Origin of the sequence: Rhodococcus sp. BP-349 (assembly GCF_019835845.1) — a bacterium.
Lineage (GTDB): Bacteria > Actinomycetota > Actinomycetes > Mycobacteriales > Mycobacteriaceae > Rhodococcoides.
In genome coordinates, this window is sequence record NZ_JABUDR010000001.1 from 1,253,173 (window position 1) to 1,274,636 (window position 21,464).

The 21,464-nt window shown below is 69.5% G+C and carries 24 protein-coding genes and 1 riboswitch; of the genes, 10 read left to right on the forward strand and 14 right to left on the reverse strand.

The window, feature by feature from the left end; all coding sequences use genetic code 11:
* Positions 1 to 12: 12 nt before the first annotated feature.
* Positions 13 to 204 carry a hypothetical protein gene (locus tag HQ325_RS05905; RefSeq protein ID WP_222627243.1) on the forward strand — a complete coding sequence of 64 codons (192 nt, stop codon included), beginning with the start codon at positions 13 to 15 and terminating at the stop codon, positions 202 to 204.
* 58 nt (positions 205 to 262) lie between these two features.
* Here HQ325_RS05905 and HQ325_RS05910 read toward each other — a convergent pair whose 3' ends face one another.
* The 4 genes from HQ325_RS05910 to HQ325_RS05925 all read right to left on the reverse strand — a co-directional run bounded on the left by HQ325_RS05910 (position 263) and on the right by HQ325_RS05925 (position 3,251).
* Positions 263 to 850, reverse strand: a complete 588-nt coding sequence (locus HQ325_RS05910) for a transglycosylase family protein (RefSeq protein WP_222627245.1) — start codon at positions 848 to 850, stop codon at positions 263 to 265.
* A gap of 8 nt (positions 851 to 858) precedes the next feature.
* A riboswitch (cyclic di-AMP (ydaO/yuaA leader) is annotated at positions 859 to 1,065 on the reverse strand.
* Between the two features lie 165 nt (positions 1,066 to 1,230).
* Entirely contained in the window at positions 1,231 to 2,517 is a 1,287-nt protein-coding gene (locus HQ325_RS05915) for a glycosyltransferase 87 family protein (RefSeq protein WP_222627248.1), read from the reverse strand.
* A gap of 89 nt (positions 2,518 to 2,606) precedes the next feature.
* A complete protein-coding gene (locus tag HQ325_RS05920; RefSeq protein WP_222627250.1) occupies positions 2,607 to 3,005 on the reverse strand; it encodes a YccF domain-containing protein in 399 nt (132 codons plus the stop codon).
* Positions 3,006 to 3,032: 27 nt separating this feature from the next.
* Positions 3,033 to 3,251, reverse strand: a complete 219-nt coding sequence (locus tag HQ325_RS05925) for a hypothetical protein (RefSeq protein ID WP_222627252.1) — start codon at positions 3,249 to 3,251, stop codon at positions 3,033 to 3,035.
* Positions 3,252 to 3,437: 186 nt separating this feature from the next.
* Here HQ325_RS05925 and HQ325_RS05930 point away from each other — a divergent pair, with 186 nt between their 5' ends.
* On the forward strand, positions 3,438 to 3,857 hold the full coding sequence (locus HQ325_RS05930; RefSeq protein WP_222628945.1) for a cold-shock protein: 420 nt from the start codon (positions 3,438 to 3,440) through the stop codon (positions 3,855 to 3,857).
* 10 nt (positions 3,858 to 3,867) lie between these two features.
* Here HQ325_RS05930 and HQ325_RS05935 read toward each other — a convergent pair whose 3' ends face one another.
* From HQ325_RS05935 to HQ325_RS05945, 3 genes are all read right to left on the reverse strand, one after another.
* Complete coding sequence (locus HQ325_RS05935) at positions 3,868 to 4,386, reverse strand: DUF2771 domain-containing protein (protein WP_222627254.1); 519 nt, start codon at positions 4,384 to 4,386, stop codon at positions 3,868 to 3,870.
* Positions 4,383 to 6,080 (reverse strand): MFS transporter, encoded by a 1,698-nt coding sequence (locus tag HQ325_RS05940; protein WP_308014270.1) that lies wholly within the window; start codon positions 6,078 to 6,080, stop codon positions 4,383 to 4,385. Before HQ325_RS05940 ends, HQ325_RS05935 begins: the two co-directional genes overlap by 4 nt.
* A gap of 70 nt (positions 6,081 to 6,150) precedes the next feature.
* Positions 6,151 to 6,984 (reverse strand): glutaminyl-peptide cyclotransferase, encoded by an 834-nt coding sequence (locus HQ325_RS05945; RefSeq protein WP_222627258.1) that lies wholly within the window; start codon positions 6,982 to 6,984, stop codon positions 6,151 to 6,153.
* Between the two features lie 42 nt (positions 6,985 to 7,026).
* On the opposite strand from HQ325_RS05945, the gene HQ325_RS05950 reads away from it, so the two are divergent.
* From HQ325_RS05950 to HQ325_RS05960, 3 genes are all read left to right on the forward strand, one after another.
* Entirely contained in the window at positions 7,027 to 7,848 is an 822-nt protein-coding gene (locus tag HQ325_RS05950; protein ID WP_222628949.1) for a DUF3027 domain-containing protein, read from the forward strand.
* Positions 7,849 to 7,973: 125 nt separating this feature from the next.
* Complete coding sequence (locus HQ325_RS05955; RefSeq protein WP_308014272.1) at positions 7,974 to 10,565, forward strand: sacsin N-terminal ATP-binding-like domain-containing protein; 2,592 nt, start codon at positions 7,974 to 7,976, stop codon at positions 10,563 to 10,565.
* Positions 10,562 to 11,113, forward strand: a complete 552-nt coding sequence (locus HQ325_RS05960; RefSeq protein WP_308014273.1) for a phosphatase PAP2 family protein — start codon at positions 10,562 to 10,564, stop codon at positions 11,111 to 11,113. The genes HQ325_RS05955 and HQ325_RS05960 overlap by 4 nt, the downstream gene beginning before the upstream one ends.
* Here the strand turns inward: HQ325_RS05960 and HQ325_RS22370 are convergent.
* Both HQ325_RS22370 and HQ325_RS05965 read right to left on the reverse strand, forming a co-directional pair.
* The gene (locus HQ325_RS22370) at positions 11,091 to 11,225 is read right to left on the reverse strand and encodes a hypothetical protein (RefSeq protein ID WP_261769702.1); all 135 of its coding nucleotides are present in this window, start codon (positions 11,223 to 11,225) and stop codon (positions 11,091 to 11,093) included. The genes HQ325_RS05960 and HQ325_RS22370 overlap by 23 nt on opposite strands.
* Positions 11,226 to 11,364: 139 nt before the next feature.
* Positions 11,365 to 11,628 carry a DUF2530 domain-containing protein gene (locus HQ325_RS05965; protein WP_308014274.1) on the reverse strand — a complete coding sequence of 88 codons (264 nt, stop codon included), beginning with the start codon at positions 11,626 to 11,628 and terminating at the stop codon, positions 11,365 to 11,367.
* Positions 11,629 to 11,680: 52 nt separating this feature from the next.
* Between HQ325_RS05965 and HQ325_RS05970 the strand changes: the two genes are divergently transcribed.
* The 3 genes from HQ325_RS05970 to HQ325_RS05980 all read left to right on the forward strand — a co-directional run bounded on the left by HQ325_RS05970 (position 11,681) and on the right by HQ325_RS05980 (position 14,972).
* Positions 11,681 to 13,135, forward strand: a complete 1,455-nt coding sequence (locus tag HQ325_RS05970; protein ID WP_222627262.1) for an NCS2 family permease — start codon at positions 11,681 to 11,683, stop codon at positions 13,133 to 13,135.
* Positions 13,136 to 13,197: 62 nt separating this feature from the next.
* Complete coding sequence (locus tag HQ325_RS05975; protein ID WP_056447507.1) at positions 13,198 to 13,626, forward strand: MarR family winged helix-turn-helix transcriptional regulator; 429 nt, start codon at positions 13,198 to 13,200, stop codon at positions 13,624 to 13,626.
* A 104-nt stretch (positions 13,627 to 13,730) separates the two neighbouring features.
* Complete coding sequence (locus HQ325_RS05980) at positions 13,731 to 14,972, forward strand: MFS transporter (protein ID WP_222628957.1); 1,242 nt, start codon at positions 13,731 to 13,733, stop codon at positions 14,970 to 14,972.
* On the opposite strand, the gene HQ325_RS05985 is transcribed toward HQ325_RS05980, so the two are convergent.
* Positions 14,969 to 16,183, reverse strand: a complete 1,215-nt coding sequence (locus HQ325_RS05985; RefSeq protein WP_222627264.1) for a GNAT family N-acetyltransferase — start codon at positions 16,181 to 16,183, stop codon at positions 14,969 to 14,971. The genes HQ325_RS05980 and HQ325_RS05985 overlap by 4 nt on opposite strands.
* Before the next feature lie 62 nt (positions 16,184 to 16,245).
* Here HQ325_RS05985 and HQ325_RS05990 point away from each other — a divergent pair, with 62 nt between their 5' ends.
* Positions 16,246 to 17,049: an RNA methyltransferase gene (locus HQ325_RS05990; protein WP_222627266.1), complete on the forward strand. Its 804-nt coding sequence runs from the start codon at positions 16,246 to 16,248 to the stop codon at positions 17,047 to 17,049.
* Positions 17,046 to 17,321 carry a DUF2537 domain-containing protein gene (locus HQ325_RS05995; RefSeq protein WP_222627269.1) on the forward strand — a complete coding sequence of 92 codons (276 nt, stop codon included), beginning with the start codon at positions 17,046 to 17,048 and terminating at the stop codon, positions 17,319 to 17,321. The genes HQ325_RS05990 and HQ325_RS05995 overlap by 4 nt, the downstream gene beginning before the upstream one ends.
* Here the strand turns inward: HQ325_RS05995 and HQ325_RS06000 are convergent.
* The 4 genes from HQ325_RS06000 to HQ325_RS06015 form a co-directional block, all read right to left on the reverse strand.
* Positions 17,318 to 18,043, reverse strand: a complete 726-nt coding sequence (locus HQ325_RS06000) for a hypothetical protein (protein ID WP_222627271.1) — start codon at positions 18,041 to 18,043, stop codon at positions 17,318 to 17,320. The genes HQ325_RS05995 and HQ325_RS06000 overlap by 4 nt on opposite strands.
* Positions 18,044 to 18,126: 83 nt before the next feature.
* Positions 18,127 to 18,984: a septation protein SepH gene (gene sepH, locus HQ325_RS06005; RefSeq protein WP_222627273.1), complete on the reverse strand. Its 858-nt coding sequence runs from the start codon at positions 18,982 to 18,984 to the stop codon at positions 18,127 to 18,129.
* Between the two features lie 127 nt (positions 18,985 to 19,111).
* Positions 19,112 to 20,233 carry a phosphoserine transaminase gene (serC, locus tag HQ325_RS06010; RefSeq protein WP_222627275.1) on the reverse strand — a complete coding sequence of 374 codons (1,122 nt, stop codon included), beginning with the start codon at positions 20,231 to 20,233 and terminating at the stop codon, positions 19,112 to 19,114.
* Between the two features lie 179 nt (positions 20,234 to 20,412).
* The gene (locus tag HQ325_RS06015) at positions 20,413 to 21,363 is read right to left on the reverse strand and encodes a hypothetical protein (RefSeq protein ID WP_222627277.1); all 951 of its coding nucleotides are present in this window, start codon (positions 21,361 to 21,363) and stop codon (positions 20,413 to 20,415) included.
* Positions 21,364 to 21,464: the final 101 nt, after the last annotated feature.

Here is a 21,464-nt window from a genome sequence, read left to right on the forward strand (position 1 = left end):
GTGGAATGAACCATGGCGAACTCAGAGAAGAAGCGATATGTCGACCCGGGCTGGCCCCACAGCGCAGACGACGACGATCATCCCGTCACCGAACTGACGTCGGCGCGTGCCGGAAACCTGTCCCCGTTCGGCGAGGAGACGGAGTTTCCGTTGCCGGTGGACTCGCTGCCGTACGCGCACCCGCACACGGTCATCAATCGCTGACCTGAGAGACACGAGAAAGGCCCCCACCATCCGGTGGGGGCCTTTCTCGTGGTGCGGGTCAGCGGGGCAGGAGGTCCTGGTTCGCTGCGATGAAGCTCGCCACCTGCGGATCCGCGGTCGCGGCCTGGACGAAGCCCAGGATCGCGGGATCGTTGGTGAAGTTCTCGACGATCTGCGTCAGTCCCTGCACGGCCTGCTCGGTCGACGGGATGCTCGTCAGATCGGGAAGTGCCGGTGCCGACGGAGCCGTGGCCGCCGGGGCGTCGCGCTGCGTCGCGCCGCTGCTCAGTCCGAGCTGCGAGGAGCAGGACGGCCAGGCGCCCCAGCCCTGCGACTCGAGCACGCGCTCGGCGACGACGATCTGCTCTTCACGGCTGGCCTGGTTCGCGGTGGCCGCGAACTCTCCGCCGCCGTGGCCGGTCCAGGTGCTCGGCGAGAACTGCAGGCCGCCCTGGAAACCGTTGCCGGTGTTGATGCCCCAGTTGCCGCCGGCCTCGCACTGCGAGAGACGGTCCCAATCGGAGTCGGGAGCTGCATTGGCCGTGCCGCCGAATGCGAGACCTGCGGTGCCGACCAGTGCGCCGGTGACGGCGACCTTGGCGACGGTCTTGCCCGTGGTGCTCGGCTTGCGATGACGTCCGCTCATAAGGGTAGAAATCCTCTCCACACGCGCCTGCGAGGTCAGCTGTCGGATTCGGGCTGAGAGGTAGCCCGGCCTCGGTGCGCTCCTGGCTGGAGCGGAGAGGCTTCACCCCTAGGTCGACCCCTCGGTGCCCGGTAGGGCGCCGCGAGAGTCGGCCGGATATCTACGAAGGACGTGTGGGTCCCCCGCCCTCGTCCCTGATCATGTCTGTGAGGGATGTCCGGTACCCGCGGGACGAGGTTTGGCGCGGCGGGCCGGACGTCGGCCGAACTTCCGGCCGAGATGGACAGTATTACGAAACGGGTGTCCATGTCACTGTTCGATAACTTCCCCTGGTGCGCGCGTCGCGCCGCGTTGTGAGGTGTGGGAACAGGTCGTCGCAGCTAGGACGGCGAAGACGTGCTGACCACCGTCTCGTCACCCGTTCGTGACCGCTTCGTTATGTGTCCGACGTCACATGTCCGCAGCATCACAGCCACCACGACGAGCACGAGAACGCCCGTCGTCGGGTAGACGGTCTGCAACGCCACGCCTTCGAGTCGGTTGGACGGCGGGAGCATGAAGGTGCCGATGGCGTAGACGTCGCCGGGCGCCACCCAGAACCAGGCGATCTGCGGCAGGCTCGCGACGAGGGGCAGCAGCCAGGCGAGCGGGTTCGAGGCGCGCAGTGCGACGTCCATGCAGACGATCGCCAACGGCAGGAGCCAGACCCAGTGGTGGCCCCAGGAGAACGGGGACACGAGGGGCGCGGTCAGGCCGACGACGATGAGGCCGAGAAGGGGCAGTCCGCGGCGGTGCGCCGCGGCGCCCACCACGAGTCCGGCGACGCAGACCGCCCCGGCGACGACGATCCAGAGCAGCGTCGGGGCCTCGGTCATCCCGAGCCACCGCGGGATCGACGCTCGCAGCGACTGGTTGGCTCCGGACGAGATGTCGCCGATCCGGGACGAGTCGGAGATGGCGCCGAACCAATACGTGACCGCGTCCGAGAAGAGCACGACGAAGCCCAGCAGCACCGTCGCGGCAGCGGTGACGACGCCGACGATCAGTGCCCGCCACTGCCGCGTCAGGGCGAGGTGGACCAGGAACAGTCCGGGGGTCATCTTGATGCCGGTGGCGATGCCGACGCCGATGCCCCGGAGTCGGCTGCCCTCGGGACGTGAGAGGTCCCACAACACCAGCGCCAGCAGCACGAGGTTGATCTGGCCGAGCCAGATGGTCATGCGCACCGGTTCGAGCCAGGTGAAGACGATGGTCAGCGCGGCACTGACGACGCGGAGGCTGCGATCGTCGTGGAAGCCGAGATACATCCAGCAGGATCGGATGATCAGGTAGAGCAACGCGATGTTGCCGAGCCAGAAGACGATGTTGGTCGTCGCGGCGGACATCAGCCCGAGCGGCGCGAACACCAGCGCGGCGAACGGGGGATACGTGAAGGGCAGTTCACCGACCAGATCGTGGGCGTACAACGGGGACGAGTCGAGCACCGTCGCCCCGCCCGCGCGGTAGACGAGTGCGTCGATGCCGAAGCGGAACAAGCCGAACTTGGGGGCATCGAACGGGATGAGCCGATCGTGCGCGACGAGCGCCACGGCGGCACCGATCACGGTGAGCGCGACGAAGATCTTGTGTGATCCGAAGGTGCGGTCTTCGGATTTCTTCAGTAACACGCACAGGATGTTAGACCGATTCGGGGACTCTCACCCCTCGGGCCACGCCGAGAAGGAACCGTTCGTTCTGTTGAGTGCGGATCCCGCGGTCAGTACCGAGTGGCCACGAACGGCGCGTCCGAGTCGACGATGTCCTTGCCCAACGGCATGAGCGAGACCGGAATCAGCTTGAGGTTCGCCAGCGCCAGCGGTATTCCGATGATGGTGATCGCCATGGCGACGGCGGTGACGATGTGTCCGATGGTGAGCCAGATGCCTGCGACGACGATCCAGATCACGTTGCCGATCACCGACGCGACGCCCGCGGTCGGTTTGTCCACCACGGTCCGGCCGAAGGGCCACAGGGCGTACACCCCGATGCGGAAGGCCGCGATGCCGAACGGGATGGTGACGACGAGGATGCAGCACAGGATGCCGGCCACGAAATAGCCGAGGGCCAGCCACAGACCGCCGAAGATCAACCAGATGACGTTGAGCAGCAGGCGCATGCGATCAGTATGCCCGGTTCCGCCGTGTCAGCGCCGTGCTCGGCGCCCCGAACGCAGAGCGTGGACGAGGCCGAGCAGGAACCCGAGCGGGCACAGCATCGCGGAGAGGTAGATCCACAGCCCGGGCGGATCGTCCCAGACGAGCAACGTCACGAACATGACGACGATCGCCAGCAGTCCCAGCCCGAAGCAGACGAGGGCGGCGACCAGGAGCGCCGGGGTTCCGGTACGGGATGAGTCGGTCACGAGAGAGCACCCTAGCCCGGTGTCGGGGCGGGCATCTGTCCGGCGCGGTCGATATCGAGGTGCTCGTGACTCCCGCAGCGGAGTACCATCGACTCATCGCGTCCCGAGCGACCAGGCCCGTCATGGGCGGTGGCCACGGGCGCGATTATTCATGTGACGCGATCAACGAACGAATGGGTGAGATCGGTGCCGACCGGCAAGGTGAAGTGGTACGACGTCGACAAGGGTTTCGGCTTCCTCTCGCAGGACGAGGGTGAGGACGTGTACGTCCGGTCGTCCGCGCTCCCGCAGGGAGTCGAGGGTCTGAAGGCCGGCCAGCGCGTCGAGTTCGGCATGGCCGCCGGACGCCGCGGACCCCAGGCCCTGTCGCTGACAGTTCTCGACCCTGCTCCCTCGCTGCGTCAGTCGGGTGCCGCCGCGCGCCGCGACCAGCCGACCACGCGCAAGCACACGCCCGACGAGCTGCACGGCATGGTCGAGGACATGATCACGCTTCTCGAGGCGACCGTGCAGCCCGAGCTGCGCAAGGGCAAGTACCCCGACCGCAAGACCGCCCAGAAGATCTCCGAGGTGGTTCGGGCCGTCGCCCGCGAACTGGACAGCTGACCCGACCCGGCTATTCGGCGTCGTCCGCGTCCGTGGTGGCGATCGACCAGATGGCGTGGCTGACGATCTCCTCCTGGTCGGTGTCGACGTCGATCACACCGGACGGCAGGCGCACCTCGACGCCGATGAGCACGAGTCCGTCCTCGTTCACCGGCGGCACGGTGAGCGTGTTCCGCGTCCCGGGGGCGAAGTACTCGTCTGCTTCCACCACGTCGCCGGAGTCCGGGTCTCCGTAGACGCTGGCGAAGCCCCACGGGTTCTCCGAGATGGCGCCCGGCAGGGACAACTGCAGCGGATGGCCCTCGCGAACCGGCATCGTCGCGGTCGTGCCCTCGTAGTCGCAGAGTGGTTCCTGCACCGGGCAGTACCGGAACGGTTCGACCTCCTCGTACCGGCCGTCGGCGTACGCGGACACCCGCGGGGTCTCCTCGGGGGCGTCCAGGATCGCCTTGCCGACCACCAGCACGAAGACGACGCCGACGACGGCGACCAGTGCGGACAGTCCGTACAGGATCGTGCGTGTCGTCATCGGGGAGCGTCCTCGCCCGCGGGTGCGCGGCCCGCGTCCTGATCCACTCGGGGGATTCGGCCGGTGGCGTGACGCAGTTCGCTGCCCGCCACCTCCTGGTCCGCTCGTACCGGTCTCTTGCCGCCGAAGCCGGGAAGCAGCGAGCCGCCCCGGTGGGTCACGAATGTCTGCACCAGGCCGATCGTAAGGATCACCGACACCACGGTGAAACCCAGCCAGTACTCGGTGGGGAGCAGCACGCCGAATGTGCCGCCGATGACCCAGCTCAGCTGCAGCACCGTCTCGCTGCGCCCGAAGCCGGACGCGATCGACTCGGGCGGCAGGTCGTTCTGCAACGACGCGTCGAGCGACACCTTCGCCAGCGCGCTCGCGCCCGACGCGACGAGAGCTGCGAGTGCGGCGGTGAGCAGGCTGTTCGTCAGGGCCGCGATGATCGCGACCGCGGTGACGGCCGCGGTGCAGCGCACCACCAGCACCGACGGGCGACCGAGTTTGACCCGGGCACCGGCAGCGTTGCCGCCGAAGTTGCCGAGTCCGGCCGCCGCACCCACCAGCGCCAACATGAGTGCCTGCTGGAGTGGCTCGTGCTCGGTGCGGGATTTCGCCACGAACGCGACGTACAGCGTGAGGAAGCCGGTGAGCACGCGAATGGTGCCGTTGCCCCACAGCCCGGTGAGGACGTCGCGACCGAGAGGCTGCCGCCGTTTGCTGGGCGCCGGGACGATGCCGATCGCGCCGGTGGTCGCCTCGGCGTGGTACCCGAGCGTCGCGGGCACCTCACCCTCGGTGACCTCGACCCAGGACGGGATGCGCATGGAGAGGTACGCGCCGAACACCGTCACGGCGAACGTGAACCACAGTGCCCCGGCGGAACCCAGCGCGAACGCGATGGCACCCGCGACCGCTCCCGCCGAGATGGTGCCGCCCAGCAACCCGAACACGGTGAGCCGGGAGTTCACCCGGACGAGGTCGATGTCCGGTGGCAGCACCCGAGGGGTGACGGCCGACTTGAGCACCGAGAACGACTTGCTCAGCACCATCATCCCGAGCGCGGCGGGATAGAGGAGCCAGGTGTCGAAGTTGAAGACCAGCACGACGGCGAGGACGGCGCGCAGGACGAACGAGGTGGCCAGCGCGATGCGGCGACCCTGCTGCAGGCGGTCGAGCATGGGCCCGATAAGGGGAGCGATGATCGCGAACGGGGCGATGGTGATGAGCAGGTAGAGGGCGACCTTGGTCTTGTCCTCACCCGTCGCGGCAGAGAAGAACAGCGTGTTGGCCAGCGCCACCGCCATCGCCGCGTCCGAGGCGAAGTTGGCCATCGTCGCGTAGGTCAGCGCCGTGAGACCGGACTTGTCGGCCCCGTCGGCGGTGGCAGCGCGGCGGAACGTCGCGATGCCCTTGCCCGTGATCTCGCGACCACGCATCGCCGCGACACGGGTGACCGTCAGCTTGCGCGGTACCCGGGGACGGCGGGGACCGGTGTCCTGATTCGGCATGCGGGTCGTCGGGTCGGGCGCGGTGGTCGAGTCGGGCGAGGTCGTCTGGTCGGACGGGATCGTCTCGCCTGATCCGGCCGTCGGAGGATGCAGCGGAGGCAGCGGCGATCGACGGGGTGGGAGTCGCTCGGACGGCGAGTAGTTGTCCCATCCCGGATGTCGCGAACCGGGGCGCGGATCGTCGGGACCTGTCACCCCGTCATTGTCCCCCACCTCGGGTCGGGGAGTGTGGGCGACTCGCTCGGCAGAGGGCGCCGTCCCTCGGTCACCGTGGTCTGAACTCGACCTCGAACAGAGTGGGCCACAGCTTGCCGGTCACGAGGAACCGAGACGTGCCGGGGACGGCCGCGATGCCGTTGAGGACGTCGATACCGGAGGAGTCGTCCAGTGCGGCGCGCAGTGGCGAGGCGTCGACGATCGCCGTCACGGCGCCGGACGACGGATCTATCCGCACGATGTCGTCGGTCTTCCAGATGTTGGCGTAGACCCCGTCCGCGGTGCATTCCAGCTCGTTGATCGACGTCACCGGCTGCTCGTCCTGCGTCACACGCACGGTGCCGGTGGGCTCGAAGCTCACCGGATCCCGGAAAGTGAGGGTGTCGGTGCCGTCGCTCATGACGAGGCGGCCGCTCGAACCCGCACTCGACTCGTCGAGGCACAGACCCCAGCCCTCGCCGTCGTACTCGACGCGTCGTCGCTCCAGCAGAGTCTCGCGATCTCGGGCCACCGCGATCCCGTCCTGCCAGGTCAGCTGCCACACCGTGTCGCCGGCGACGGTGAGGCCCTCGCCGAACAGCGGTGCGGGAAGGTCCACCTCCGTGAGCACGTCGCCGGTCTCCCGATCGGACGCCGTGACGCGGGAGCGGCCCTCGCGGCCCGTCCCCTCGAGCAACCGGTCACCGTCGATCTCGAGTCCCTGGGTGAAGGCGTCGGTGTCGTGCGGCGACGTGCCGACGATCTCGACATCGAAGCGGGGCACGTCTGCGGCGGGCGGTGCGGGGTCCGGCGCGCATCCACCGAGCACCACCGCGGCGGCGACGGTTCCGGACGCGATCGCGCGGCCGACTCCCGAACCTGAACGCAAGAGACCCGAACGCATGTGGCCATCCTGTCAGGCCCGGTGGGCGCACGACGCGAGCCGATGCTGCAAAATAGGGGTGTGAGTGCCCCTGTCGTGACCGAGATCCCCCCGCTTCTTGCCGACGCCGTGTCCGTGGCGCAGGCCGCCGTCGTGGAGTCGGGCGAGGGCCCGGTCGGAGCCCACCTCGGAGTCGAGGCGGTCGACGAGTCCTCCGCGATCCATCGCTTCGCGGCCGACCTGCCGGGGTACGGCGGCTGGCAGTGGGCGGTCGTCGTCGCAGCGCCCCCCGGTTCCGAGACCGTCACCGTCAGCGAACTCGCCCTGCTTCCCGGTCCGGACGCCCTGGTGGCGCCGACGTGGGTTCCCTGGGACGAGCGCATCCGTCCCGGCGATCTGGCACCGGGTGACCTGCTGCCGCCGCGCCACGAGGACGTCCGACTGGTGCCGGGGTACCTGGCCACCGGCGATCCCGCCGTCGACGACGTCGCCCTCGAACTCGGTCTCGGTCGCACGCAGGTCATGAGCCGCGAGGGTCGGCTCGAGGCCGCCGAGCGGTGGGCCGAGAGCGACTTCGGTCCCGATTCCCCGATGGCCAAGGCGGCGCCGGGCACGTGCGTCACGTGTGGTTTCTATCTCGCTCTGCAGGGTTCGCTGAGCGCTGCATTCGGCGTGTGCGGAAACGAGTTGGCCGCGGACGGGCACGTGGTGCACGCGGCGTACGGCTGCGGTGCGCACTCGGACACCGAGGGACCGACGGGCGCCGGATCGCCCGCGTACCCGGCCTACGACGACGGTGCCCTGGAGACCACGCCGACCGAGAACATCGAGCCCCGGGACACCGAGGCGGTCACCGACATCACGGAGTCGTCGTCGACCCTCTGACCGACCCCTTCGGGACGGAGGCGCTGCGCGAGTCCGTTCTCGCGGCCTGGTCGTCGTCGCCCACCCGACTGCGGGAGGATGCGGCCACGGAGGCCGATCTGGTGGTGGGGGGCTACCGCGATCGGGTGATCACCGAGCTGGCGCAGAACGCGGCCGACGCCGCGTCACGTGCCGACGTTCCCGGCCGTATGGCGGTGTGGTCCGTCGGCGATGCGCTGCACGTCGCGAATGTCGGTGTGCCGCTCTCGATCACCGGGGTTCAGGCGCTGGCCGCGCTGCGAGCGTCCGACAAGACTGACGAGCACGCCACGTCCGTCGGGCGATACGGCGTCGGGTTCACGGCCGTCCGTGCGGTGTCCGATCGCATCGAGATCCGATCCACGTCGGGCTCGATCGTGTTCGACGGATCGAGGACGCGCCGCGAGATCGCCGCGCGTGGGCTCGGCGAGCCGGAGCAGGGCGTTCCCGTCCTCCGGTTGCCGTGGGCGTCGGACGATGTGCCGACCCCGGGTTGGGACACCGAGGTCGTGCTGCACGGCGTCGTGGACGTCGCCGAAGTGCTGACCGCCGCCGCCCGTGAGTCGATCGACCTGATGCTCGAACTCGATGCGCTGCAGTCGATCTCGGTCGTCGGGACCCAACTCGTACGCGAGGTGTCGTCGGGGCCGGGAGCGTGGACGGACGTGCGCGTGGGTGGCCGACGATGGTGGCGCGGCGACGCGCCGGCCGCACGCTGGTTTCTCCCGCTCGCGGACGACGGCCTCACGCCGGACTCACCCGCGCCACTGACGCGGGACGTGCTGCGTGCGCCCACCAGATCCGATGAGGTGCTGACGATTCCGCTGCTCCTGATCGCGGACGTCCCCCTCCAGCCCGACCGTCGACGGGTCCTTCCGGGCGCCGACCTCTCGGTCGTGGCGACCGGATACGCGGCACTGGTCGCCGACCTGCCGGCGTCTCATCGGGCCGCCGCGGTACCGCGTCCGGGACTGCCGGCGTCCGAGGTCGACGAGGCGGTCCGCGCGGCGCTGGTTCGCGAGTTGGAGTCGACCGACTGGGTGCCGACGGCGGCGGGCCGGGCGGTACGTCCCTCGAATGCCACAGTGGTGGACTCGATCTCGGCGGAACTGGCCGAGCTCCTCGTGGACGTCGTGCCGGGACTCGTGGCACCGGCGGCATCGGATCGCGCGTCGGCGTCGGCCCTGGCGGTTGTCGGTGTGCGCCGGCTCGGGCTCGCGGGCATCGTCGAGAACCTGTCGGGGGTGTCGCGGCCGCCGATCTGGTGGCACCGCCTGTACGACGCACTGACCGACATCGTGCACGACTCGGCGGACGTCGACGAGTGTGCGGCGCTGCCGGTTCCGCTGACGGACGGCCGCACGGTCACGGGTCCCCGCACGGTGGTGCTGGTGGACGGCGACCGTCTCGGCTCGGTCGGGTGGGCTCGTGTGGTGCACCCGGACGCCGCCCATCCGTTGCTCCGCCGCGCGGGAGCGCAGACCGCTCGCCCGGCCGACCTGCTCGCCGACCCCACGTTGGCAGCGATGCTCGAGGATCCGGACGACGTGCCGGAGGAACTGGTGCACGATGTGCTGACCCTCGCGGCAGCCGTCGGCGGCGAGACGAGGATCGGCTCCGTCGGGTCGTTGCCGTTGCTCTCGTCGGACGGCGAGATACGGGCGGCGGACGAACTGCTGTTGCCGGACTCGCCGTTACGGCGAGTGTTGCAGCGAGACAGTCCGTTCGGTGTGGTGGACCACTCTGTCGTCGATCGGTACGGTGCGGACACCCTGGAGGTCGTGGGCGTGGGTCACGGCTTCGGCGTCGTGGTGGACGAGACCCCCGCGGGTCCCGATCACGATCTCGACGACGAGGAGGCGTGGTGGGACAGTCTCTCCGGTGAGCCCGGCCCCCTGGTCGCCGTGCGTGATCTCGATCTGGTGGACGAGGCGCGCTGGGCGGACGCGCTCACCCAGATCGTCGACGATCCGGTGACGGCCGCGGCGGTGCGGGACCGGACCGGCTACACCGCCTGGTGGCTGCGTCGTCACGCGCGGGTGAACGGAACACCGCTGGGGTTGCTCCGGCTGCCGAGCGACGAGTCTCTGCGCGGACTGCTGGATGCCGTCGACCATCCCCGCGCCGCCGAGTTCGCCGCGGCGCTGGCGGGTCCCACGATCGACGACGCCGACACGGCGGCCGGTCTGCTCGCCGCGGCGGACGATCCCGATCGCGTGGTGTCGCCCGCGGTGGCGATCCGGGCCCACACGCTCCTCGCCGAGGCGGTGGACTCCGGGCGGGTGGATCTGCGCGACATCGATCCCCCCGAGGCGGTCCGCACTCTCGCCGGCAGCGTGGCCGATCCCGCCGCGGTGGTCGTCCTCGATCACCCGCGGTGGATCGCCCTACTACCCGCCGACCGAGTCGTGCTCGGGTCTACGGCGTCCGCCGACACCCTCGCGGATCTCCTCGACGTGGAGACGACGGCCACGGCGCTGAGCGTCGAGATCGTGTCGGTGGGGGAGCGGGCGACGGTGGACACCCACCCCGCCCTCGCGGCCGTGCGAGCGATCTCGTCGTGGGAGGTCCCGGACGTCGTTCTCCTGCACGACGACCTGGTGGTGCGGTGTCGCGGCACCGTGCGAGTGGAGCGAGCGGTGCCTTTCTGGGTCACCGACGACGGCGAGACGCACGTGTCGCGGACGGTGCTGCCGTGAGCCTCGACCGTGATGTCCTCGACTGGATGGTGGATCACCGGAGCGCGGCGGCGACGGACGTCATGACCGTGATCACTACGGTGGGCAACACTGCGGGCGTCGCACTCGTGACGGTGGTGGTCGCGCTGATCCTGGTGCGCCGGGGGCACCGCCATCTCGGGCCGGGCCTCGTGGCCACGGTGTTCACCGGATGGCTCGTGATGAACGCTCTGAAGCTCGCTGTCCGGCGAACCCGTCCGCCGGTGCCCGAGCGGCTGGTCGAGATCTCGACCCACTCGTTCCCGTCCGGTCACGCGATGGTCTCGGCGACCTTCGCGGCGGCGGTGATCACGGTCCTCGTCGTCCTCGGCGCGTTCCGAGGGGCCCGGAAACGAACGAGAGCAGCGGCCGCCGTGGTCACGGCGGCAACGCTGCTCATCGGGTTCTCGCGCGTCTACCTCGGGGCGCACTGGCTCAGCGACGTTCTCGTCGGCTGGCTCCTGGGGGCCCTGATCGGTGTCGCGGGTATCGCGGTGGTGGCGCGACTCAGCGGTCGCGCTGGGCGATGACGAGGAGCTCGTCACGCATCGCGGGGCTGCCCACGTTGTTCGCGCGTGCGTAGAGATCACGCAGTGCCCGAACGTGGCGGCGGCGGTTGAGGAAACTTTCGACGTACTTCACTTCTATCTCTCCGGACGTTGCTCGAGTAGCTGAACTGACATAACCGATTCTCCACGTTACGTCCGTGTTACTCAACCTCGACGAGGGTGAGTTCCAGCACGTCAGAGGGGGTTTTGATGCCCGAAACCTGTCGCCCGGGTCACACCTCGGGCGGGTGCACGAGCCCCTTCTGAGCCGTGCGTCGGCCGCGGCGAGCGGCGCGGCGTTGCAGTGCGAACAGTCCGAACCCCAACGCGCCCAGCGCGGTTCCCGTCCAGCAGACCGCGGTCGCGCCCGAGAAGGAGTCGACGACCGAGCACAGGACGGCGGCGGCGAGGAACAGCAGCGTCCCGGCAGCGAGCACCGGAGCGGGATCGGTCACGCGCGGAGGCAGTCCGGGCGGGGTGGCGGGGGTGGGGCGCACGGCGCCGACGCTACTCGCGCCCCTCGCCGGGTCATGGCCTAGTCTCCACTTCATGTCTCGCGCGACGTCTCTCCTCGACTCGTTCTTCAAGATCACCGATCGCGGATCGACCATGTCCGCGGAGGTGCGGGGAGGCGTCGTCACGTTCGTCGCCATGGCCTACATCGTGGTGCTGAATCCGCTGATCCTCGGCAGCTTCTCGCCGGACGACGCGGCCGCCAAGACCGACGTGCTGGGAGACATCCTCCCGGTGCCCCAGGTCGCCGCCGTCACGGCGCTCGTGGCTGGCGTCATGAGCATCCTCTTCGGTGTCATCGCCAATTACCCGTTCGCCATCGCGGCGGGACTCGGCATCAACACGCTGCTCGCCGTGACCATTGCACCGCAGGTCACCTGGGCCGAGGCCATGGGGCTGGTCGTCATCGACGGCATCATCATCGTGGTGTTGGCGCTCACCGGGTTCCGCACCGCCGTGTTCGAGGCCATCCCCCGCGAACTCAAGGCCGCCATCGCGGCGGGCATCGGCGCCTTCATCGCGCTCATCGGTCTCGTCGACGCCGGCTTCGTGCGCCGCGTGCCGGACATCGCGGGCACCACCGTCCCGGTCGGCCTGGGCATCGACGGGTCGATCGCGTCGTGGCCGACGGTGACCTTCGTCTTCGGTCTGCTTCTCATGGGCATCCTCGTGGCGCGAAAGGTGCGGGGCGGGTTGCTGATCGGCATCGTCGTCACCACCGTGGTGGCCGCGATCATCGAGGCGATCACCGACACCGGTGCCTCCGCGGGAGTGAACCCGAAGGGCTGGAACCTCAGCGTGCCGGCGCTGCCCGACGTCGTCGTCGATCTCCCCGACCTGTCTCTCGTGGGCAACGTCGATCTGTTCGGCGCCTTCACCCGTATCGGCGTCCTGGCGGCCAGCCTGCTGGTGTTCACGCTGGTGCTGGCCAACTTCTTCGACGCCATGGGCACCATGACCGGGCTCGGCAAGGAGGCCGGGCTCGCGAGCAAGGACGGCACGCTGCCGGGCGTCGGCAAGGCGCTCGTCGTCGAGGGTGTCGGCGCGGTCGCGGGCGGCGCGGGTTCGGCGTCGTCGAACACGGTCTTCGTCGAGTCGGCGTCGGGAATCGCCGAGGGTGCGCGCACCGGCCTCGCCAACGTGGTGACGGGCGTGCTGTTCCTCGCCGCGATGTTCCTGACACCGCTGTACTCGGTGGTACCGATCGAGGCGGCCGCACCGGCCCTCGTCGTGGTGGGCGCGTTGATGATCGGGCAGGTCGCCGACATCGACTTCACCCAGTTCCACGTGGCACTGCCCGCGTTCCTCACCATCGTCGTCATGCCGTTCACGTACTCCATCGCGAACGGCATCGGCGTCGGGTTCGTCACCTGGGTCGTCCTCGCCGTCGGTCGCGGCAAGATCCGCAGCGTCCACCCACTTCTCGGCATCGTGGCCCTGCTCTTCGTCGCGTACTTCGCCCTCGGTCCCATCACGGACGCGCTCACCTAGTCGGCGGGAATCGGCTGCTCGCGCGGGTCGTTCAGCACCCGCACGTGCCGTATCCTGTGGCGATGCCTCAGGAATTGCGTGCGTTGGCCGGCGACCTCTCCCTCGCTGTCGTTCGTATGACGCGGCACCTGCGAGGCCGCCGCACCAGTCAGGTGACACTCACGCAGCTCTCCGCTCTCGCGACACTCGCCCGTGAAGGCGCGATGACGCCGGGCACGCTCGCAGCGCGCGAGCGCGTACAGCCGCCCTCCATGACGCGCGTCGTGGCGTCCCTGGGCGATCTCGGGTACGTGGACCGGATGCCCCATCCCACCGACGGTCGTCAGATCATCGTGTCGCTGTCCGACGCGGGCCGTCAGGTCATCGAGGACGAGGTCAACGCCCGCGAGGCGTGGTTGACCGAGCAGCTGCGCGGGCTCGACGCGGACCAGCTCGTGGCGATGCGCACCGCGGTCGACATCATGTCGGCCATCGTCAACGAGTCGGAGTGACGCTGCCCGTCTGACCCGGGGCCGAGGGCTCCGGCATCGGAGTAGATTGATACTTCGTGCAACTACGTCATCGCCGGACGGACGGGTCCGCTTCCCGGCCCTCGCTGTTCGATGCGTTGCACTCGCGCAACTACCGGCTGTGGGCGTCGGGGCAGATCGTCTCGCTCATCGGCACGTGGATGCAGCGCATCGCCCAGGACTGGCTGGTTCTCGAACTGTCCGGGGGCAACGGGCTCGCCGTCGGCATCGTCATGGCACTGCAGTTCGGTCCCACGCTGGTGCTGTCCGTGTGGGGCGGGGTGCTCGCGGATCGGTACGACAAGAGACGCCTCCTCATGGGCACCCAGGCCGCTGCCGCCGTGTTCGGGCTCGTGCTCGGGCTGCTCGACGTCGGCGGTGTCGTGGCGCTGTGGCACGTGTACGTCCTGGCGCTGCTCCTCGGCTGTTCGTCGGCGATCGACGCGCCCGTCCGGCAGTCGTTCACCATCGAAATGGTCGGTCCCGCAAGGCTTCCCAATGCCATCGGCCTCAACTCGATGACATTCAATCTCGCGCGCATCGTCGGCCCCGCCATCGCCGGCGTGGGCATCACCCTGGTCGGAACCGGCTGGGTGTTCCTCGTCAACGCGGCCTCGTTCGCCGCGGTGTTCGGTGCGCTGGCCGCCATGCGGCCCGCCGAGCTGTTCACGGTCGAGCGTGCGCCGCGTCGGAAAGGGCAGGTGCGGGAGGGATTCGGCTACGTCGCGGGGCGGCCGGATCTCTGCGTGCTGCTGGCCACCGTGTTCGTCGTGTCGACGTTCGGCATCAACTTCCCGCTGAGCCTGTCGGTGATCGCGCGCAACACCTTCGACAAGGGTGCGGACGCATACGGATTCCTGTCCACGGTGCTCGCGGTGGGCACCCTGATCGGCGCGACGATCGCAGCCCGGCGACGCGGCACCCCCGGGATCCGTCTGTTCGTGCTGTCCGCGGTGGTGTTCGGCATCTTCGAGACTCTGGCAGGACTGATGCCGGCGTTCTGGGCCGTCGCCGTCATGCTGATCCCGGCCGGCGCAGTCCAGCTCACGTTCAGCACCATCGCGATGAACATCCTGCAGGCGTCGGTCCCGTCGGACATGCGCGGCCGGGTCATGGGCATCTACATGCTGTGCTTCCTCGGCGGAACCCCGCTGGGTAGCCCGTTGCTGGGCTGGGTCGCCGACGTCGTCGATCCTCGGGCACCGCTCGTGCTCGGCGGGATCGTCTCCCTGATCGCGGGCCTGGGTGCGGCGCTGGTGGTGCGCCGCACCCACGTCGACGATGTCGCTGCGCCCGACGTCGGGGTCGAGGAGACCCGACCCGTCTAGAAGAACCAGCCGATCTGGGGCTGGCTCGGGGTGCCGAAAGCCAGATCGAACTCGTGCAACGCCTTCTCCGACGTCGACGCCACTCGGCCGGCGGCCGCGAACTGACGAGCGCGGTGCGCGCCGAGGTAGAGGCTGCCGAGGACGGACGAGGACACCGTCACGTCGGGGTCGTCGTCACTGCGGGTGACCTCGGCATGCCCGTCGCGGATGACGAAGCGATAGGCGCCGCCGGCGTGCAGGAACGGATCCTCCACGCCGATCACCAGGTCGGTGTCGACGGCGTACGTCCGCGCCGACAGGGCCGCCGGAACGTCCATCAACCGCACCCACAGGCCGTCCTTGACGCCGGTGACCTGCGGGACACGGCGATCGGTCAGCAGTGTCAGCAGCGGATCCCCGACGGGAAGTGTCACCTCGATCGTCTCCACGAGATCGATGCCGCACATCACCTGCCAGAGGTCGGAGCGTGCCTCGTCCGTGGCGGCGATGATGTCGACGATGCGCGCCTCCTGTGCCCCCGCTGTCCCGACGCGATAGCCGCGGCGGAACGCGATGTACCCGTCGGGGTGGACGATGAAGAACAACTTGGAGAAGCCACCGCGGGAGTTCTTGCGATCGGCGAAGAAGCGATGCCACCGGGTCTGGGGCATCGGCTGGGCACCGGCGGTCTGTCGCTGCCACCGGCCGTAGATCTCCGGCAGCAGTTCACGAGCTTCCGCCGACGTCACCAGACGGGCACCTCGGGGCGGCGGCAGGTCCTTGCGGAACGCGGTGAATCGGCGGTCGATGGTGTAGTTGACACCCTGCGTGGCGGCGCCGTACCCGAACCGCTCGTAGATGGTCGCCTCGCTCGCCGTGAGCACCGACAGGGGCTTTCCCGCGTCCTCGAAGCGCTCGTGCTGCGCGGTGAACATCCGGCGCAGGATGCCGCGTCGGCGATGCGTGGGAGCGACCGACACCCACGACACCCCCGTCGCGGGCAGCGTGCGGCCACCGGGGACGGTGACGTCCATCGGGAAGTGCATCGTGACACCGACCGGCAGATCACCGTCGCACGCCAGGAAGATCTCGGACGAGGCCGTGAGGATCTTGGTCTCCTCCATGTCCTCGCTGTTCTGGTGCTCACCGAAGGCGTGGGCGTCGAGGAGCGCGATGGCGTCCCAGTCGTCCTCGGTGGCGGTACGGATGGTGATCGTGTCGTCGGTAGTCATCGCAGACGACCTTATCGGCCGCGCCGATGCACCGCCGGAACACGTCCTGAGAAGATGGGTCCGTGGTACACGTCGTCGACATCACCGACCCAGCCGATCCTCGCCTCGACGACTTCCGGGACCTCAACTCCTCGGACCGTCGCCCCGACCTGCCCCAGGGCAAGGGGCTGGTGATCGCGGAGGGTGTTCTGGTGGTCCAGCGCCTCGTCGCGTCACGCTTCGAGCCCCTCTCGCTGCTGGGCGTCGAGCGGCGGCTCGGTGAGCTCGCGGACGATCTGGTGGATGTCGACGTGCCGTTCTACCGCACCACGGCGGACGTCATGGCGGAGGCCGTCGGGTTCCACCTCAACCGCGGGGTGCTCGCGGCCGCCCGGCGTCCCGCACCGCTGGACCTCGCGGACGTCGTCGCCGACGCGCGGACGGTGGCGATTCTCGAAGGCGTCAACGACCACGAGAACCTCGGCTCCATGTTCCGCAATGCCGCCGGCCTCGGTGCCGACGCCGTCCTGTTCGGCGGCGCCTGCGCCGATCCGCTGTACCGACGGTCGGTGCGCGTCTCGATGGGTCACGTGCTGCGCGTGCCGTTCGCCACGGTTCCCGACTGGCCACGCGGGCTGTCCGTGCTGCGCGACAACGGGTTCCAGCTCGTCTCGCTGACCCCGAACCCCACCGCCGTGCCGCTGGCCGAGGCGATGACGGGGGAGAAGGTCGCGCTCCTCCTCGGCGCCGAGGGGCCCGGACTCACCGAACACGCGATGCGCGCCACCGATGTCCGGGCGCGGATCCCGATGGCCCCGGGCACCGATTCGCTCAACGTCGCGACCGCAGCCGCCATGGCGTTCTACGAGCGGGTGCGCACGGGATGAGGGATCCGGCCGAACCGACACCGTGGGGCCCGGGAATCGCGTGTGCCGTCGCGGCGGCACTCGTCACCGCCGCCGCGGTGATCTCGCTCGGCCTCACCCTGCTGCGGGTCAGCAGCCTCTTCGCGGTCCTGGTGATGGCCGTGATGGTGGGCGGCGCTGCGCCGTCGGTGGCCCGTCGACGCGCAGATCCGGTGTGGCGCTTCGTCGTTCCGGGCGTCGCCGCCGGGGCGACCGTGGGTGTGCTGGCGTTCGCCGTCGACGCGCTGGGTTAGCGGCGCCGGAAGAGACCGCGCTTGCGCTGCGGCTCCGGAGTCTCCTGAGCCTGCGGTCGCGGCGGTTCCGGCGGAGGGGTCGCTGCCGGATCGCGCATCGCGAAGTCGCACAGCAACACCGACCCGGGGTCGGTGTCCCCGTCGCGGGCACCGCCGATCATGCGGACGCCGAGCCAGTGGGCGCTCGCCGCGTCGGCGAACTCCTGGGGATGGAACGGCAGCGCCTGGGGATCGGGAAACTTCTCGCCGTCGAACTGCAGCGGATGGTCGCCCGACCAGAAAGGCCGTTCCCACGGGAAGGGCAGGCCCTCGTCCTCATGGATGTAGGTGGGTCCGGCGCTGAACGAGCGCTTCAGGGTGCCGGAGTCCCATTGCGCGAAGGCGCCCCACGCGTGCTCACGTTCGGAGGCGACGAGAAAGGTGTGTGCGGACGGCAGCAACGACGTCCACGACTCCTCGAGACTCGACGGGCGCACCGCGGCGGGCTCCGACGCGCAGACGACGGTGATGCCCGGGTAGCAGCCGACCAGCACGCGATTCCGCTCCGACGCCACGGCGAACGCCGTCAGCGGAGCCATGCCGACGAGGGTGGGCTCGAGGCCGGGATGGAGCTTCCGTGCCACGGCCGCGGCCGCATCGGTGTCGGACTGCACTCCGGATCGCAGTACCGCGATCGGATCAGGTGCGTCGACGAACCACAACGCTGCTGTTCCCAGCCCCACCGGGCGCCCCCTTGTCGTCGTCCGGTCTCAGACGGTCACTTACTCGGTCGTGAAACCCTGCTCTGCCGAGAACACCGCTCGGCTCACCGACCGTTGCTGCGCACTCCCAGCAAGACATCCTCCCACGACGGCATGGCGGGCTTTCCCCGTTTGTCCTTCGCGTTCGCATGGCCCGGCGCAGGCTTGGGTTGCGTCGGTTCGGGCTCGGGCTCGGCTGCGGGTGTCTCCGCGGGTTCGGGCTGCTCTGCCGTGGTCTCCGTGTCCGAGTCCGCGTCGACCCCGTAGTAGTCGTCGAGGGTCTGCTGCGACGGCGAGTCCTCCTCGCCCGCGGCCGCGACGGGGGCCAGCCCTCGGAGCTGGCGGCCGAAGTCGGGGTCGATCAGCTCGGAGGCCGCGTCGTCCAGCGGAGTGACGCTGCCGCCGTGTGCATCCGGCTGGAATCGCCAGTGCGCGGTGTTGGTCGTCCGGCCTGCGGGCCAGGTCAGCTGGGCGATCCAGTGATTGTCCTCGTCGCGCCAGGCATCCCACTCGGCCTGGTCCATCGAGTGGCCGCGGCCGCGGAACGCGAGACCGACGATCTCCACCAGCGTGAGCACGGCGGGCCCGTCGGCGCGCAAGGGGTGACCCAGCTGGGCCAGTTCGGCGGCGCGGGAACGTTCGAGCAGAACGGGGTGCGCGTAGCGCTCCACCTTGCTCGCCGGCATGCCCGATTCCTTGGCCACCTGCTCGATGGAGGCGCCGGATCGGATGCGCGCCTGGATCTCGCGCGGTCGCATCAGAGAATCCATCTCGATCTCGATCTGTCCGAGTCGCGCGGCGTCACCACGGGCGGCGGCACGCAACTTCTCGTCGGCCGGCAGACGGAACTTCTCACCGGAGGAATCGGCACAGACGATGTGCTTGCCGTCCGACGCCAGGCCGATCACGTGGATCTCTCGCACGATCACTCCTTCGCGTCGCGACGGCCCCTGCCCCTCGGCTGCTCGTTGTCCGAGCACGGGGCCGGGTTCGGTGCCTCCCCCGACTGTAATGCACCACAGTGCAGCAGTCTGGGGGACACGCATGCTCTCACGCCAGGTGTTCGACCACGTGATCGATGCAGGCGGTCAACGCGGTGACGTCGTCGGGCTCGACGGCCGGGAACATTCCGACACGCAGCTGGTTGCGGCCGAGCTTGCGATACGGCTCCGTGTCGACGATGCCGTTGGCGCGCAACGTCTTCGCCACTGCTGCAGCATCGACCTTCTCGTCGAAGTCGATGGTGCCGACCACCTGCGACCGATGCTTCGGGTCGACGACGAACGGCGTCGCGTACTCGGAGCGCTCGGCCCAGTCGTACAGCCGCGACGAGGAGTCCGCGGTCCGTGACGTCGCCCAGTCCAGGCCGCCCTTGCCGTTCAGCCACTCGATCTGGTCGGCGAACAGGAGCAGAGTCGCCACCGCGGGGGTGTTGTACGTCTGGTTCTTGGTGCTGTTGTCGATGGCGATGGGCAGCGACAGGAAATCGGGCACCCAGCGCTTGCTCGCCGCGATCTCGTCGACGCGGGCCAGTGCGGCGGGGCTCATCAGCGCGACCCAGAGGCCGCCGTCCGCAGCGAAGTTCTTCTGCGGAGCGAAGTAGTAGATATCCGAATCGGCCACGTTCACGGGCAGCCCGCCGGCGCCCGAGGTCGCGTCGATCGCGATGAGCGCCTTCTCCGAACCCGCGGGCCGGGACACCGGAATGGCCACACCGGTCGAGGTCTCGTTGTGCGCCCACCCGATCAGGTCGACCGACGGGTCCGACGTGGGCTCCGGAGCACTGCCCGGCTCCGCGGAGACGACGATCGGGTCACCGATGAACGGGTTGGCCTTGGCCACCGAGGCGAACTTCGAGCTGAACTCACCGTTGGTGAGGTGCAGCGACTTCTCCTTGATCAGGCCGAACGCCGCAGCGTCCCAGAATGCCGTGGTGCCGCCGTTGCCCAGCACGACCTCGTAGCCGTCGGGAATGGTGAACAGCTCGCGCAACCCGTCGCGCACCCGTCCCACCACGTCCTTCACCGGCTTCTGGCGATGGCTGGTGCCGAACACCGACGCGCCCACGTCCACCAGGGACTGGAGCTGCTCGGGCCGAACCTTCGACGGACCGCACCCGAAGCGTCCGTCGCCGGGCTTGAGGTCGGAAGGAATGGTCAGGTTCTCGGCCATACGGGGTTCGCGTCCTTAGTTTCGGTGTGGGCGGTACCGGCGAGATCAGGGTAGTGCAGCCGTGACAGGGGTCGTGCACCCGCTGGGCCGGCGTTGGTTTGCCGGCGGGCGCACCGCGCGGTGCCCTGCGCAGGTTGCGGCGTGCGCTCGTCGCCGGGCGCTGCGCGTGGAGGGCGCGGTCACCCCACCCGAATGGTGCGCGGCCGTGCGCCTCCGCACCCTGCGGCCAGCACCCGACGCAGTTCGCGGCCGAGTTGCGGCGACGTCAGATCGGCCCACGTCCAGCGCACCACCGTCCATCCGTGCGCGCGGAGCAGGTCCTCGCGACGCTTCTCCCGCACCAGGACGTCGGCGGGTGACTCGCCGGGGCGTGCGAGGGCCGAGTATTTCGAGACGCCGTCGAACTCGCCGATAACACCCTCGTCCTCCCACAGGAAATCGGGGCGGAAGGTGGTGCGGCCGTCCGCGAGCATCAGCGTGACCTGGAGTTCCGGGCACGGAACGCCGAGATGGTGCAGATACACGCGGCTCCGCGATTCCCCGACGCTCTCGCTTCGTCCGTCCAGGAAGTCGAGTACACACTCGGCGGCGGTGCGTCTGCGATGGGACGGCGTACGGCTCAGCGACTCGCGCACCGACTCCGGCGTCACGAGATGTCGGTTCAGCGCGGAGTCGCCGGCGCAGACCGCATCCTCGAACGGGAGGGTCCGCGCGAGGTCGGCGACGGTGCGCGCGGCGGACGTGCAGCGCAGGCCGTCGATGACGTCGACGTCCCGCTCGGTCAGACCGTCGGCATGCACGTGGCGATGACGACCGACGTGGCCACCCGACGATCGCGGGATGCCGAGATGCACCTGTTCCGGGACTCGCCACAACGACATCCCGTGCACCAAGGCTGCGGAACCGTGTGCGGCGGCCGCCGTGGGTGCGCTCCCCAGCAGCGTCGCGCGCACCTCGAGCAGGTGCCGGCCGGTGGCGTCGAGCGAGTCGAGGACCGCCGCCGGAACGTAGATGCCGCGCCGGACGACGGCGATCTCGCGACGCGCCAGTGCAGTCTTGATCTCGGCATCGGTGGCGCCGCGTGCGAGTGCGTCACGACGGCTGAGCAGCAGTTCCCCGTAGAAGTTCACGGCCGCAGTGTGCGCACGACTCGGTGACCCGCGCTGCGGCCGTCCACAGTCGGCCGTCATCCCCGGGTTCGAGCGCCCGCCCCTTGCCTCGCGCGCACCGC

Coding starts and splice junctions, on each gene's coding strand:
- HQ325_RS05905 (WP_222627243.1), top strand. CDS start 13: ATGGCGAACTCAGAGAAGAAGCGATATGTCGACCCGGGCTGGCCCCAC.
- HQ325_RS05910 (WP_222627245.1), bottom strand. CDS start 850: ATGAGCGGACGTCATCGCAAGCCGAGCACCACGGGCAAGACCGTCGCC.
- HQ325_RS05920 (WP_222627250.1), bottom strand. CDS start 3,005: ATGCGCCTGCTGCTCAACGTCATCTGGTTGATCTTCGGCGGTCTGTGG.
- HQ325_RS05935 (WP_222627254.1), bottom strand. CDS start 4,386: ATGACGACACGCACGATCCTGTACGGACTGTCCGCACTGGTCGCCGTC.
- HQ325_RS05945 (WP_222627258.1), bottom strand. CDS start 6,984: ATGCGTTCGGGTCTCTTGCGTTCAGGTTCGGGAGTCGGCCGCGCGATC.
- HQ325_RS05950 (WP_222628949.1), top strand. CDS start 7,027: ATGCTGCAAAATAGGGGTGTGAGTGCCCCTGTCGTGACCGAGATCCCC.
- HQ325_RS05970 (WP_222627262.1), top strand. CDS start 11,681: ATGTCTCGCGCGACGTCTCTCCTCGACTCGTTCTTCAAGATCACCGAT.
- HQ325_RS05975 (WP_056447507.1), top strand. CDS start 13,198: ATGCCTCAGGAATTGCGTGCGTTGGCCGGCGACCTCTCCCTCGCTGTC.
- HQ325_RS05985 (WP_222627264.1), bottom strand. CDS start 16,183: ATGACTACCGACGACACGATCACCATCCGTACCGCCACCGAGGACGAC.
- HQ325_RS05995 (WP_222627269.1), top strand. CDS start 17,046: ATGAGGGATCCGGCCGAACCGACACCGTGGGGCCCGGGAATCGCGTGT.
- serC (WP_222627275.1), bottom strand. CDS start 20,233: ATGGCCGAGAACCTGACCATTCCTTCCGACCTCAAGCCCGGCGACGGA.